Annotated in this window: 10 protein-coding genes, 1 tRNA gene and 1 other RNA gene; 11 read left to right on the plus strand and 1 reads right to left on the minus strand. The window is 48.6% G+C overall.

All coding sequences use genetic code 11. The annotated features are described in order from the left end of the window. The first annotated feature begins 139 nt into the window (after positions 1–139). The 11 genes from UWK_RS06220 to UWK_RS06265 all read left to right on the plus strand — a co-directional run bounded on the left by UWK_RS06220 (position 140) and on the right by UWK_RS06265 (position 12,180). A tRNA-Ile gene (locus tag UWK_RS06220) sits at positions 140–215 on the plus strand. A 211-nt stretch (positions 216–426) separates the two neighbouring features. Next, entirely contained in the window at positions 427–1,245 is an 819-nt protein-coding gene (locus UWK_RS06225; protein ID WP_015403505.1) for a Nif3-like dinuclear metal center hexameric protein, read from the plus strand. A gap of 27 nt (positions 1,246–1,272) precedes the next feature. Further along, complete coding sequence (locus UWK_RS06230) at positions 1,273–1,998, plus strand: zinc ribbon domain-containing protein (protein WP_015403506.1); 726 nt, start codon at positions 1,273–1,275, stop codon at positions 1,996–1,998. Positions 1,999–2,071: 73 nt separating this feature from the next. Then, positions 2,072–2,456: RNase P RNA component class A (gene rnpB / locus UWK_RS18835), an RNA gene on the plus strand. 11 nt (positions 2,457–2,467) lie between these two features. Next, positions 2,468–3,652: a 2-C-methyl-D-erythritol 4-phosphate cytidylyltransferase gene (gene ispD / locus UWK_RS06235; RefSeq protein WP_015403507.1), complete on the plus strand. Its 1,185-nt coding sequence runs from the start codon at positions 2,468–2,470 to the stop codon at positions 3,650–3,652. Then, the gene (locus tag UWK_RS06240; protein WP_015403508.1) at positions 3,649–4,791 is read left to right on the plus strand and encodes a M20/M25/M40 family metallo-hydrolase; all 1,143 of its coding nucleotides are present in this window, start codon (positions 3,649–3,651) and stop codon (positions 4,789–4,791) included. Before ispD ends, UWK_RS06240 begins: the two co-directional genes overlap by 4 nt. Positions 4,792–4,998: 207 nt before the next feature. Then, positions 4,999–5,634 (plus strand): TetR/AcrR family transcriptional regulator, encoded by a 636-nt coding sequence (locus tag UWK_RS06245; protein WP_015403509.1) that lies wholly within the window; start codon positions 4,999–5,001, stop codon positions 5,632–5,634. Between the two features lie 44 nt (positions 5,635–5,678). Beyond that, the gene (locus UWK_RS06250; RefSeq protein ID WP_015403510.1) at positions 5,679–6,773 is read left to right on the plus strand and encodes an efflux RND transporter periplasmic adaptor subunit; all 1,095 of its coding nucleotides are present in this window, start codon (positions 5,679–5,681) and stop codon (positions 6,771–6,773) included. Continuing rightward, positions 6,770–10,096 carry an efflux RND transporter permease subunit gene (locus tag UWK_RS06255; protein WP_015403511.1) on the plus strand — a complete coding sequence of 1,109 codons (3,327 nt, stop codon included), beginning with the start codon at positions 6,770–6,772 and terminating at the stop codon, positions 10,094–10,096. The genes UWK_RS06250 and UWK_RS06255 overlap by 4 nt, the downstream gene beginning before the upstream one ends. Continuing rightward, on the plus strand, positions 10,086–11,585 hold the full coding sequence (locus UWK_RS06260) for a TolC family protein (protein ID WP_015403512.1): 1,500 nt from the start codon (positions 10,086–10,088) through the stop codon (positions 11,583–11,585). The genes UWK_RS06255 and UWK_RS06260 overlap by 11 nt, the downstream gene beginning before the upstream one ends. Then, a complete protein-coding gene (locus UWK_RS06265; RefSeq protein WP_015403513.1) occupies positions 11,566–12,180 on the plus strand; it encodes a DUF1499 domain-containing protein in 615 nt (204 codons plus the stop codon). The genes UWK_RS06260 and UWK_RS06265 overlap by 20 nt, the downstream gene beginning before the upstream one ends. A 38-nt stretch (positions 12,181–12,218) precedes the next feature. On the opposite strand, the gene selD is transcribed toward UWK_RS06265, so the two are convergent. Then, a complete protein-coding gene (gene selD, locus UWK_RS06270; protein WP_083907217.1) occupies positions 12,219–13,271 on the minus strand; it encodes a selenide, water dikinase SelD in 1,053 nt (350 codons plus the stop codon). Positions 13,272–13,418 lie beyond the last annotated feature (147 nt).

Raw genomic sequence — 13,418 nt, forward strand, 5'->3', positions numbered from 1 at the left:
TAACATACTAATCTATTAGAGCTTAAATGGCAGTTTATTAGATGCTGTTGATAAATACTGGTGATTTTACAGAAGGGAATACTTTTTAGTTGACATTTTGCCGCAGTTCGTTTCTTATTGGGGGTTATGATGCCGGAGAGGGCGCATAGCTCAGTTGGTAGAGCCACCGGCTCATAACCGGTCGGTCGTAGGTTCAAGTCCTACTGTGCCCACCATTACACAGAATCTGCCACAAAGACCAGGTTCCTTGAACAGAATATACTTTTTTCGTAACAGAGAGAGGCGGGTCGCCTCACCCTTCATATTTGTTTTCGCTGAATCAGGCAGAGAAGCCTGTTGCAGGAAGCCCGAAATCCAAAGGTACAGCCCGAAAGGGATGTACCTTTTTTTTATGTCTAATCCCAGCCAATTATGTGGGGGCACTTGATGGCTGTCAGGATAATTGATCTCCTTGATGGACTTGAGCAGATTGCCCCTGGAAATCTTGCCGAAAGCTGGGACAATGTGGGGCTTCTCATTGGCGATCCACACCGGGAAACACAGTCTCTGTTACTGGGACTCGATCCAACACTCTCTCTGCTCGAAGAAGCTATCAGTCTTGGGGCCGATACACTGCTTACACATCATCCCTGTATTTTCAAGCCACTTCACTCTGTCCAGACAGCAACGCCGAGCGGTGCTTTTGTTGAAAAAGCCCTTGCTAATAAAATCAATGTCATAGCATGCCATACAAATTTTGACAGTACCGTGGATGGGGTCAGTGATGCTCTGGGTGTGCTTCTCGGACTTGAAAATCTCAAACCGTTGCAACCCATCGATTCTGCCGCTCATGGCCTGGGAAGGATTGGCAGGTATAGCAAATCCATATCTTTTACTCTCTTTATGAAACGAGTCTTTGCTGCCCTTGAAACTCAGGCAGTACAGATTGCAGGTATCCAACCACAGAAGATTCAGTCTGTTGCCCTGTGTGGCGGCAGTGGTTCTGATCTTGTCGAGGAAGCATGTCGTCAGGGCGCCCACGTGTATCTCTCCTCGGAAATAAAGCACTCAACGGCTCGTTGGGCTGAGGATAGCGGTTTTTGTGTTATTGATGCAGGCCATTATGCAACAGAGAAACCAGCCATGGCCTTACTGGCCAGTTCACTGCAGATTCTTGCACGGAATAGGGATTGGAAACTGCAAATCTGTCAGAGCAAGTTAGAAAAACCGGTGTTTACTTTTATTAATAGAAACGATTATTCATAGAATAGTATTTACAACAGGAGAACAGTCTTGAACGAAGAAATAGTCCAACTTACCTTACTGCAGAGTATCGATCATGTGATAGATACAATTGATTCAGAGATTCAGAAAGAACAGGATGCACTTGATGTGAAAAGTGCAGAACTTGCTGATCGTGAGTCCACCATTAGCACCCTTACCGAAAAAATTGAGAATCTGGAAAAAGAACGTCGTACTCTGGAAGTAGAAGTTGCTGATGAAATGGTTCATGTGAAGGATCGGCAGTCCAAGATGATGCAGGTTCAAACCGGACGTGAGCAGACAGCCCTTCTGAAGGAAATTGAGGACGCAAAAAAGGGTGTAAAGGAGAAGGAAGAAAAAGTTGTTGCCATCATGGAAGAAGTCGAGCAGCTGACCGCAGAGATTGAAGAGAATAAAAACCTCTTTAAAGGTGAGACCGAGCTGTTGGTGGAAGAGACTGAAGCAGTAAAGAAAGCAATTGCCGCGATTAATAAAAAGAAAAAGGCCCAGGAAAAGAAACGTGTCGCCCAGGCTAAGAAATTGAAAGCTCGGCTCCTTAAAAAATATGACACCCTTCGTGCTCATCGTAATGGTCTTGGAGTGGTAAATGTCCTTGATGGTGTCTGTCAGGGATGTTTTATGGCCATTCCTCCTCAGCAGTACAATCTTCTGCTTCGCGGCGACGAGCATTTTGATTGTCCGACCTGTCAGCGGATCATGTATCATGAGCCTGTCGAAGAGGTGGAAGAAGTATAGGAAAAACTGTCAGTGATGCAGGAATTCAAAAAGAATAGTTTGAATTTACGTCTGTTGACATTATATAAAGAGTTGGAGCGGGTGCATGATCGCTCGGGTCTTTAAGGCCTGAGAGGAAAGTCCGAACTCCGCAGGGCAGGATGGTTCGTAACGCGAACGCCGGGTGACTGGCGGAAAGTGCCACAGAAAATATACCGCCGGGTCTTCGGATTCGGTAAGGGTGAAATGGCGAGGTAAGAGCTCACCGCCTGCACAGGTGACTGTCAGGGCAGGGTAAACCCCATCCGGAGCAAGACCAAATAGGAAGACGTCCCGCAGGAAGTGCCTTTGAGGTACATTTTGTGGGTATGGTTGCCCGCCAGAAGTCTTCGGGTAGGTTGCAAGAGGTGCCGGGTGACCGGCATTCCAGTGAAATGATCATGATTGTACAGAATTCGGCTTATAGCCCGCTCCATTTTTTTTATCCAGAATGCCCACTACTGCTGCCATAATTCCCGCTGCCGGAAGCGGAAGCAGGATGGGGCTGGATCATCCCAAACAATACCACCTTCTTGCCGGCATCCCCATTTTAGTTCATACTGTTCGAGTCTTTACCAGTGCGTCCTGTGTCGATATGATTGTCGTGGTGGTGCCTGCTGAAAGAGTTGAGTCCACTGTCAATCTCATGGCAGACCATGGCCTTTCAGGCGCTAATCTACAGGTGATTGCAGGCGGTGAGCGTCGACAGGATTCGGTGAAGGCAGGTCTTGATTCATTGAATGCCGGGGTTGATATCGTGCTTGTTCATGATGGAGCACGCCCCCTGCTGGCTCCTGACCTGATTGACCGCTGCTGTGATGCCGCAATTGAGTACGGGGCTGCCATTGCTGCGGTACCTGTGAAGGACACCCTGAAAAAAGGTGGCCCAGGTGGACGTATTCTCCACACCGTTGACCGGAAAGATCTCTGGCAGGCGCAAACACCTCAGGCCTCGCGTCTTTCGCTGCTTCTTGCTGCCTATGACATGGCCGGAGAGAGGGAGGTAACCGATGAGGCGTCACTTCTTGAGCTTGCCGGAACAGACGTACATCTTGTTGAGGGATCTGAAACTAATATTAAAATCACCCGGCCAGATGATTTGATTATAGCAGAAAAAATTATGCAGAATCATGAAACATCTTCCGAAAAAATTCGTATAGGGCATGGCTACGATGCCCACAAATTTGCCTCCGATCGGGCACTGGTCCTTGGCGGAGTAACCGTTCCTTTTGAAATGGGGCTTGCCGGGCATTCTGATGCCGATGTCCTGACCCATGCTCTTTGTGATGCCATTCTTGGTGCTCTGGGGGCGGGTGATATCGGATCTCATTTCCCGGATTCTGATCAGGAGTTTTTGAATGTTTATTCTGTTACGTTGCTTGAGAGAGTGGTGGATATTGCTGCGCAGCGTGGCTTTGTATTGTCGAATGCTGATATAACCGTGGTGTGTCAGAAGCCTAAGCTGGCCCCTTTTGTCCCGAAAATGAAGGAAATACTGGCGGAGGCTTGTGGTGTGGATTTGGGTCAGGTAAATGTGAAGGCGACAACCACCGAGAAAATGGGTTTTACCGGAAGAATGGAAGGCATCAGTTCTCATGCTGTTGTTCTTCTCGCAAAAGAGGGAAACTGCAAATGACTACTTACGCAATAGATAGGGAACGGTTGGCAGATACTTTTACCCGGCTCTGTGAAATTGACAGTCCATCTCGAGAAGAAGGCCGTTTAGCCGATTATTTGAGAGAGCTTTTCACTGAACTCGGTGCAGATTCAGTGGTGGAAGATGGATCGGCTAAGAATACAGGGGCCGATTGCGGTAATCTGGTTGTTCATTTTTCAGGTAATGTGCCAAAGGAACCTCTTTTTTATGCCTGTCATATGGATACGGTTGAACCTGGTCGAGGAGTAAAGGTTCGTCGGGTTGGGGATATTTTCACAACGGCAGGTGATACGGTGCTTGGCGGAGATGATAAGTCCGGTATTGCTGCTGTGATTGAGTTAATTCGAGTGCTTAAGGATGAAAAAATTCCCCATGGACCCATTGATATAATCCTTACCACCTGTGAAGAGATTGGGCTTCTTGGAGCAAAAAATCTTGATATTGGTCTTGTGCGTGCAAAGTCCGGATATGCGCTGGATTCAACCGGTATTGACAAGGTTATAATGGGTGCTCCTGCGGCCAATCACTTGAAAATTGAGGTTCATGGAATCGCTGCTCATGCCGGATTAAATCCGGAGCAGGGAGTATCGGCATTTTGTCTGGCCGCGCGTGCCATTGCAGATCTTCGTCTTGGGCGTCTTGATGAACAGTCTACTGCAAACTTTGGCTTGATTAAAGGTGGCGTTGCCACAAATATTGTGCCTGATCTTATTACTATTGAAGGAGAGGTTCGCTCCCATTCCCCTGCAAAACTCGAAGCCTATACCCGTGAAATCGAATCCACCTTCCGCAATGTGGTGAAGGGGTGGTCGGCGCAGATCAGAAATGGCAAGCACCCTTCCGTTGAGGTGGCTGTGGAAACTGAGTACCCCTGTATGTATCTTGAAGATGATGATCCGACAATACTGCGGGTACGTCGGGCCGGGAATCTTCTGGAAAGGGAGATCCTTTTTCAAATTGCCGGTGGCGGCTCAGATGCCAATATTTTTAACAGCTATGGCCTGAAAACTGCCATTATTGCAACGGGTATGGACAAGGTTCATACCACGGATGAATGTCTTGATCTGCGCGATCTTGTCAGTTTGACAGAATTGTTGCTGGCCGTTGCAGAGTCCTGATATCCCAGTATCTCTCCCACTCGTCGGGCACCCCGTGTCCGTCATGTCGTCTGTATTAGCATAGCACCCATATCAGAAAAGCAGAAAGAGTACTGACCGTGTATGTGCAGGTTGTAAAAAACCGACTACGGTCGATTTTTCTGTTGCTCTGGAGTCTGGTGGTCGATATAATTTCGACCATAGTCATTATTTTCCAGGAGCAGAAACATGACCACGGTACGGGAAGAAAAAAAAAGACAGACCAGAAAGGCCATTCTTGAGGCGGCAATAAGCCTCTTTGGATCGAGAGGCTACGAAAAAACAAGTGTTGATCTGTTAGCCAGAAAAGCCGGAGTAGGCAAGGGAACTATCTACAGTTACTTTCGTACCAAGAGTGAGATTTTTTTGGCCTTCTGCGAAGATGAGCTTGATTTTTTACACCTGGAGATGGGGCGTAAGATAGACAGCAATACGCCTTTTCTTGAGGCATTGGTTGAGATATTTATGATTGAGTTTCGGTATGTTACCCGCAATCGGGAGTTTGGCAGACTTTTTCTCCGTGAGGTTATTTTTCCTGCAGGGAAGATAGGGGAACGATCCCGGGATATTGATGATCGTTTTATTGCCATTTTTCTCCCCCTTTTTCAAAAAGCTCAGGAAACTGGTGAGTTGCGACTTGATGTAGAACTTCTGTTTGCAATCGGTCATTTTTACGCTCTGTATCTCCTTATTCTCTCGGCCTGGTACTCCGGCAGGATTCTTGAAGATGATGATGTGCTGATGTCCTTGACAATGCTCTTCGAACAGGCATTAAGTGGGCTGGCACCTGCCTCTTCTCCCCAACAACTTTCAGGCAAACAATGAAAAGTGAATATTCTCCCCAAAGTAGTCGCGCCAGGATCGTGTACATGGTTTGGAAAAACCTCCCTCGCTTCCTTCTTCTCCTTCTTGTTATTTTGTCCCTGTTTGGTTTTCTGGGAATCAAGAAGAAGGGAAAACAGTTGGTTCAGGAAAAAGCGGAGGCGGTAGCTGAACAGAGAGAGGCTGTAAATGTTGTAGTTCTCGAGATTAAGCCGGTTCTACTTCGCGATCGTATTAATCTTCCCGGCTCAATAGAAGCATGGCAGAAACTTGAGCTTTTGGCAAAAGTTGCTGGAACCGTCGAAGAGATTCTTGTTACAGAGGGAGATCTGGTTGAAGAAGGAGCTATCCTTGCCAGAATTGAAGATGATGACTACCGGATTGCCCTTCAGTCTGCCAAAGCATCCTGGACATTAGCAAAGGCAGAGCTACAGCGGGTCCAGACCATGCATGCCAGGGGGATCGCTCCCCAGGCAGAGATGGAAAATCTTAATGCCCGTTTTCTTACGGCTCAGGCAGCTCTGGATGATGCAACGCTTAAGCTTTCCCGCTGCACCATTAAGGCTCCTGTAGCTGGAGTCATCAGTCGACTGGATGCAAAGCCAGGCCTCCTGCTCAGCGTTGCTGATCCAGTGGCCGAAATTCTTCAGATGGAGAAGGTGAAAGCCGTGGTGGGAATTCCAGAATCTGATGTGGTAGCTCTTCGAGAGATTGATGAAATTAATCTTGAAATCAAGGCGCTTGGTGACAAAATCTTCGTTGGCCGAAAACATTTCCTTGCTCCATCTCCTGAGTCCAACGCTCATGTGTACCGACTGGAGTTGGCTGTTGCCAATCTCGACTATTCCATCCTTCCCGGAATGTTTGTACGGGCGGATATTGTCAAAAAAGAAAATGACAGGGCTCTGGCTGTTCCCCTGTACGCTGTCATTAACCGCAATGAAGAACAGTTTTTATATCTGGAAGTCGATGGTCGTGTACAGAAGCAGCCAGTAAAGCTTGGTATTATGGATGGCTGGATGGTCGGAGTGACCGCTGGCCTTGCCACTGGTGACCGGGTCGTGATAGAGGGGCATCGTGATGTTGAAGATGGACAGCAGGTCAGGGTTGTCCGCAGTCTTTCCTCCCTGGAGGCTCCATGATAGTTTCGGATACAGCTGTAAAAAAATCGATCTCGGTTCTTGTCCTGGCTGTAATAATTCTTGTTTTTGGCACCTATTGCTACCTTGCACTGCCACGGGAATCTGAGCCCGATATCACAATTCCAAATGTTTTTGTCTCCACCTCTTACAGAGGCGTCTCACCATCCGATATTGAAACGGCTATCACAATAGAAATTGAAAAAAAGCTTAAAGGGCTTGATGGCGTAAAAAAAATTGAATCTGTGAGTTCAGAAGGGCTTTCATCCATCAATGTCGAGTTTCTTACCGGTGTCGATATAGACAAGGCCCTCCAGGATGTGAAAGACAAAGTAGATGAGGCCAAAGGGGAGCTGCCAAACGATCTGGAAGATGATCCCGTGGTCTTTGAAGTGAATCTATCTGAAATGCCCATCCTAGTTTTTTCCCTTTCCGGAACCTGCGGTCTGCCATGTCTCAAGGATATAGCTGACGATCTTCAGGACGATATTGAGGCAGTAACCGGGGTTCTTGAAGTGGATATCAGCGGAGGTCTGGAGCGGGAGATCCGCATTGAGGTTCTCCCCGAGAAACTCGCATTTTATGGACTTACAATTAACTCTCTGGAGCGGGTGGTTGCGAGCGAAAACCAGAACACTTCAGGTGGCGCCATTCACCTTGGAAAGGGAAGGTTTCAACTGCGTGTGCCTGGGGAGTTTGCAACACCGGAGGAGATCTATGGTCTGGTTCTCACCACCCATCAAGGCGATCCGGTATATTTAAAAGATGTGGCCAGGATTGTGGACGGGTTTAAGGAGGAATCCAGTCGATCACGCCTGAATGGCGATCAGGCAGTAAATATCTCGGTCAAGAAACGCAGTGGGGAAAATATCATTGCTATTGCAGATGCTGTCGGCAAGATCATTGAAGAACGGCAGCAAGGCTGGCCAGATGGAACAGAGATCACCAAGGTGATGGATAAATCAAAGGATATTATCAATATGGTAGCTGATCTTGAGAACAATATCCTCTCAGGTCTGGTTCTGGTGGTGGTGGTCATTTTCTTTGCCATGGGGATTCGCAATGCCATTCTGGTGAGCCTTGCCATTCCCTTCTCCATGCTGCTCTCCTTTGTTGTCCTGTATCTTCTTGGAATAACCTTGAATATGGTAGTCCTCTTCAGTCTGACGCTGGCGCTGGGGATGCTGGTGGACAATGCAATTGTTATTGTGGAGAATATTCATCGCTTTATGGAACAGGGGGTGCCACGAAGGGAGGCGGCCATGAAGGCAACCTCGGAAGTAGCCTATCCTGTCATCGGTTCAACCCTCACCACCCTTGCAGCCTTTTCTCCTATGCTCTTCTGGCCGGGTATCATGGGCGAGTTTATGAGCTATCTGCCTCTGACCCTGATTGTCACTCTGTCGTCATCTCTCTTTGTGGCCATGGTTATCAACCCGGCATTGGCATCCTTGTTTTTAAAAGTTGCTTCTGAGGGTGGAAAAAAGAGGATCGAACATCCGGGGAAACTTTCTGAGGAACAACCGATACAGATCACGACTCCATTGCTCCGGGGGTATACAGCATTGCTGAATGTGGCACTCGGCCAGCCTTTTTCCATCATTATGGTTTCCGTTTTTGTCCTGATTCTCATGGTTGAAGGCTGGTTGCTTGCTGTGGGACTTGAAAAACCCAAGGAGTTTTTTCCCGATATTGATCCAAAAGGAATGTATGTCAATGTGGATATGCCGGAGGGTGCCGATCTTGAATATATAAACCGGGTTATGCGGCGGATAGAGGGGGCGGTTGCCAGTGCTGAGATAGCAGAGGAAAATGAAGAGTTACCAGAGGAGGTGTACCGGAAGGCGCTACTTCCGGTTGAACACAGGGATAAGGATGGAAAGACTCATTTCGGGCCTTCAGATCTTGCTAATATTGAAACTATCTATATGAAAGCAACCGTGGAAACGGGTGGTGGTTCGGCCTTTGAAGCTAACACTCCGAATCATGTGGGGATTCGTTTTTTTGATCTTGAGGAGCGGCATGGTTCTTCCAAGGAAACCGTGGCGGAGATCCGAAGGCGGATACGGAATATCCCGGGTGGAAAAATCACAATTGCCTCAGAGGCCCAGGGACCACCGACCGGAGCTCCTATCAATATCGAAATTTCCGGAGATGATTTTCAGATACTGGGTCAGATCGCAAAATCGATCCGCAAGACCCTGAATACCATTCCCCACGTGGAAGACGTACAGGACAACTTTGTGGAGGGTATTCCTTCGGTTCAGGTGGCTGTGGATCGGCAGAAGGCGGCCCTTTTTGGTATTTCCACCGATATGATAGGTTTTGCTTTGAAGACTGCATATAACGGGTTGGAAGTTTCTTCATTCCGGGAAGGTAATGAAGACTATGATATAACGGTACAGCTCGACGAAAAAAACCGCAGGGTGGTGGATGTGCTTCATGAGTTGATGATTCCTGCACCAAACGGTATGACGGTGCCTCTTTCCACCCTTGCAACGATCAAAATATCCGGATCTCTTGGTGATATCGTACGTATTAACCATGAGCGGGTGGTTACCGTGAAGGCGAATGTGGATGAGGCCAAGGTTCCGGCTCCAGTGGTGCGTGCAGGAGCGGAGGAGGCCCTGGCCGGGCTGATACTGCCTCCCGGGTATAAGGTTAGTTTTACCGGGGAACTTGAGGATCAGCAGGAGTCTGAAGCCTTTCTTGGAAAGGCCTTCATTATCGCCCTGTTCTGCATCTTTTTTATTCTGGTGAGTCAGTTTAATTCGGTGGGGCAGCCGTTTATCATTATGACTTCGGTTATCCTCTCACTCGGTGGCGCCTTTCTCGGTCTGATGCTTTTCAAACAGCCCTTTGGTATTGTTATGACAGGTGTCGGAGTAATTTCACTTGCAGGGGTGGTGGTCAACAATGCAATTGTTCTTATCGATTATACCAATCAGCTCCGTGCTCGGGGCATGGCTGTAAAAGAGGCAGTGATGGCCGCAGGGGCGACACGGCTGAGGCCGGTACTGCTTACTGCCATAACCACCATCCTCGGGCTTATTCCCATGGTTACCGGGATCTCCTATGATTTTCGTAATCTCGCCATGTGCTGGGTGAGTGAGTCCAGCCAATGGTGGCGCTCCATGGCCGTTGTGATCATCTTCGGTCTGATAGTAGCCACTTTTCTGACTCTGGTGGTGGTACCCAGCCTTTACTATCTCTTTCATCGTTTTCTGGAGTTGCAGCCGCGGCTTCGAGCCTGGCTCCATCGCTTGTACTGGCGTCCTTATCCTCTTCTCTCTGGTGAATCACAGGAGGTCAACAATGAAAAATGAGTATTGGAAAAGGAGAGGCTTTTTGACTTTTTGTGGGATTCTCTGCCTGCAGGCAACGACTGCGCTTTGTGAAGAGGCAGCACTGGATCTTACCTTAAGCCAGGCCATTGAAACTGCCCTTTCCAACAATCTCAATATTCAGTTAAGCAGACAGGATCTTGAGATTGCACGAGGTGGCAGTGATCTGGAGCATGGCAGCTTTGACACGCTTCTGGAGACTGGGGTCGGGGCGGGTGAAACACGACTTACTCCGACCGTGCAGGGAAGTGCCTTGAGTGAAGACACCGGCTACTGGAACACCACCCTTTCAAAACGCATGGTTACGGGAACGGAGTTTGGCTTGTCGTGGAACAACGACTATTACGACAGTGACTCCAGCTACTTGCTTATTGATCCACTGTATTCGAGTGGAGTTGACCTCACGATCAGTCAACCCCTTCTTCAGGGAATGGGTAATGAGGTACAGACTGCGGGGATCCGGGCTGCAGCAAAGAGAACAGAAGCTGCCATTTTTCTTGTTCACCGGGAGGCAGCAGAACTTTGCTCCCAGGTACGCAAGGCCTATTGGGAACTGGTTTCAAGCTGGCAGGATATTGAGGCTCTCGAACTGTCTCTTACCCTGGCCAGAAAGCTTGAGGAGGAGACCCGGAGTAAAATTGAGACAGGAGTTCTGGCGGACGTTGAAATCTACCAGCCCCAGTCAGAAGTTGCGAGAAGGGAACAGAACCTTATCGGTGGGGAGCGGGCCGTCGGTGTTGCTGAAGACACACTGCGCTATCTGATGAACAATCAGGAGTGGAACAGACCGCTGAACCCGACGGATAGACCGGTTGTTGAAGAAAAGATTCCATCTCTTGATACTGTTCTGGAACGGGCTCTGGTTAATCGTCCGGACATACGGGCTGCAGATATGGAGAAAGAGGCGGCAGAAATCATTAGTGTCGCAATGAAAGATAAGACGCTGCCTTCGCTGAATCTCTTTGGATCCGTGGGGCTTGGTGGGAATGAGGACAGTTACGGAAATGCCGTGGATCGGCTGAGCAATGACGGTGATACCCGATGGCAGGCGGGGGTGAAATTTTCCCTGCCTTTGGAAAATCGAAGTGCAGAGGGAAAGTACAGACAGGCAAAGGCCCAGGCGGTGCGTGCAAAAATTGGGGCAGAACTCCTGCGTCAGCAGACACGAAGTCTCGCCAGACAGGCAGTGCGTGATGTGAGACTGAGTCTTAAGGCCATCGAGGCCACACGTAAAACCAGTCTTTCGTCACAAAAACGACTGGAAGGGGAGCAGACAAAGTTTGATGTGGGCAGAGCTACCACCTATGATGTACTTGTTGCCCAGGAGGCCTTTTCCAGGGCTCTTGCCGATGAATACCGGGCTCAGATTCTCTATGTCCAGGTCCTTGCTGAGCTTGATCGTATTCAGGGGATCGTAAGAATTAAAAATACTTCTTTTGTTGAGGGAAAGAATGAAAAAGATCAATTTTGATGAGAACATAAAGGCTTGTCACGGCAATTTTGCCATGCAGGTAGATCAGAGTATCTCTGGTCAGGATGTGGTTATTGATCGTCCTGAAATGTTGCAAAAGAGAAGCGATCTTTGTCTGCTGTCGCTTTGCTCACTCATACTGGTTGTCACTCTAGTGGTATCCGGGTGCTCGGGCAATAGTCAGTCAGGAGAGGAGAATATGGAAGCATTGGCTGGAAAGAAATATATTGTTAATGGTCACCTGGCACCTTGTCCCGGAAGCCCGAACTGTGTGAGCAGTGAGGATTCCCTCCAAGACTCCAATATTGCTCCTATTGCATTTACAGGATCGGCATCTGACGCATGGCAGACCCTGCAGGAGCAGATCCTTGAGATGGGGGGACAGATTGAAGAGGTGGATGGCTTCTTTCTTCATGCCACCTTCCGCAGCAGCCTGTTTCGTTTTACTGATGATGTCAGCAGCCGCCTTGATGGTGAAAATAACTGTATTCATATCCGTTCTGCCTCCAGGGTCGGCTATTCTGACTTTGGGGTGAACAGGAAACGGGTGGAGGAGTTGCGAAGACGACTGGCATCATTGACACAGGAGAGATGATATATGGCACCGGGCCAATGCAGCCTGCGAAATGTCAATTATATCAGTTCTATCACGCCACTTTCTCCTGCCACGATCTCACCTATGTCCCGGCAGGAAAATGGATAGTTTGAGCTGTTCATTTCTTTCAGAAGCTGTTCACTGGTCGTTGGTGGAGCTGCTATGAGAAGTCCGCCCGAGGTCTGGGGGTCAGCCAGTACCATTTCCATGGGCTCACCTTCAGTACCTCTGTTTTGCAGCCATTTCGAGTAAAACTTGCGATTGGTATAGGCACCCTCTGGAATGATGCCCATATTAACGAAATCGATACAGCCTGAAATAAGAGGAATCTGCTTTTTGATCAGTCTGGCCTTGACTCCTGAAGCTATGGTCATTTCATGGAGATGTCCGAGTAGGCCAAAGCCGGTGATATCTGTGCAGGCGTGGACCTGGTAACCCCTGTCTCGAACAGCTGTGATTGCATCCGCCGGGGCACGGTTGAGGGTGGCCATAATGTGTGTGATCTGTTTCTCAATGTCAGCACCTGCCAGCTGTCCCTTGATGGCCGTTGAAAGAATGCCTGTGCCGAGGGGCTTGGTGAGGATCAGGCGGTCACCGACCCTGGCGCCACTGTTCAGCAGAACTTGATCTGGGTGAACCGTTCCCGTCACTGAAAGACCATACTTTAACTCTTTATCTTCCACAGAATGACCGCCGACCAGAAGTGCCCCGGCTTCCACCACTTTCGAAAGCCCTCCTTTGATAATTTCGCGGAAAATCTCAACTGCCATGGTTTTGATAGGGCAGGCCAGGATATTCATGGCAAGAATCGGTGTGCCACCCATTGCATAGACATCACTCAAGGCGTTGGCGGCAGTGATCTGACCGAAGTGGTATGGGTCGTCCACGATGGGAGTGAAAAAATCCAGTGTCTGAATCAGGGCTGTCTCGTCGTTTAAGCGGTAGACTCCTGCATCATCACAGGTTTCTGCCCCGACGATTAAGCGATCATTTTTGGGAAGGGTAATACCACAAAGTATTTGGCTCAGGTCCCCCGGGCCAAGTTTTGCAGCTCAACCTGCGGCTTTTACGGTTGAAGTCAGTTTTATCATTTTACGGGTTAAAAAAAATCTGCTTCCTGTCTGTTAGTCTCACCCGGTCAGGGGTGATAAATGAGAAAAACGGGACAGAAGGTGCTTTATTGTTGAATTTCCATGAAACATATTATAAATCTTTCTATCAGATTTTAACAAAAGGCA

This window comes from Desulfocapsa sulfexigens DSM 10523, from assembly GCF_000341395.1.
Lineage (GTDB): Bacteria > Desulfobacterota > Desulfobulbia > Desulfobulbales > Desulfocapsaceae > Desulfocapsa > Desulfocapsa sulfexigens.

Excerpts from the sequence above, each read along its gene's own strand:
- UWK_RS06225 (WP_015403505.1), top strand. The coding sequence starts at position 427 with ATGGCTGTCAGGATAATTGATCTCCTTGATGGACTTGAGCAGATTGCC.
- ispD (WP_015403507.1), top strand. The coding sequence starts at position 2,468 with ATGCCCACTACTGCTGCCATAATTCCCGCTGCCGGAAGCGGAAGCAGG.
- UWK_RS06240 (WP_015403508.1), top strand. The coding sequence starts at position 3,649 with ATGACTACTTACGCAATAGATAGGGAACGGTTGGCAGATACTTTTACC.
- UWK_RS06245 (WP_015403509.1), top strand. The coding sequence starts at position 4,999 with ATGACCACGGTACGGGAAGAAAAAAAAAGACAGACCAGAAAGGCCATT.
- UWK_RS06250 (WP_015403510.1), top strand. The coding sequence starts at position 5,679 with ATGGTTTGGAAAAACCTCCCTCGCTTCCTTCTTCTCCTTCTTGTTATT.
- UWK_RS06255 (WP_015403511.1), top strand. The coding sequence starts at position 6,770 with ATGATAGTTTCGGATACAGCTGTAAAAAAATCGATCTCGGTTCTTGTC.
- UWK_RS06260 (WP_015403512.1), top strand. The coding sequence starts at position 10,086 with ATGAAAAATGAGTATTGGAAAAGGAGAGGCTTTTTGACTTTTTGTGGG.
- UWK_RS06265 (WP_015403513.1), top strand. The coding sequence starts at position 11,566 with ATGAAAAAGATCAATTTTGATGAGAACATAAAGGCTTGTCACGGCAAT.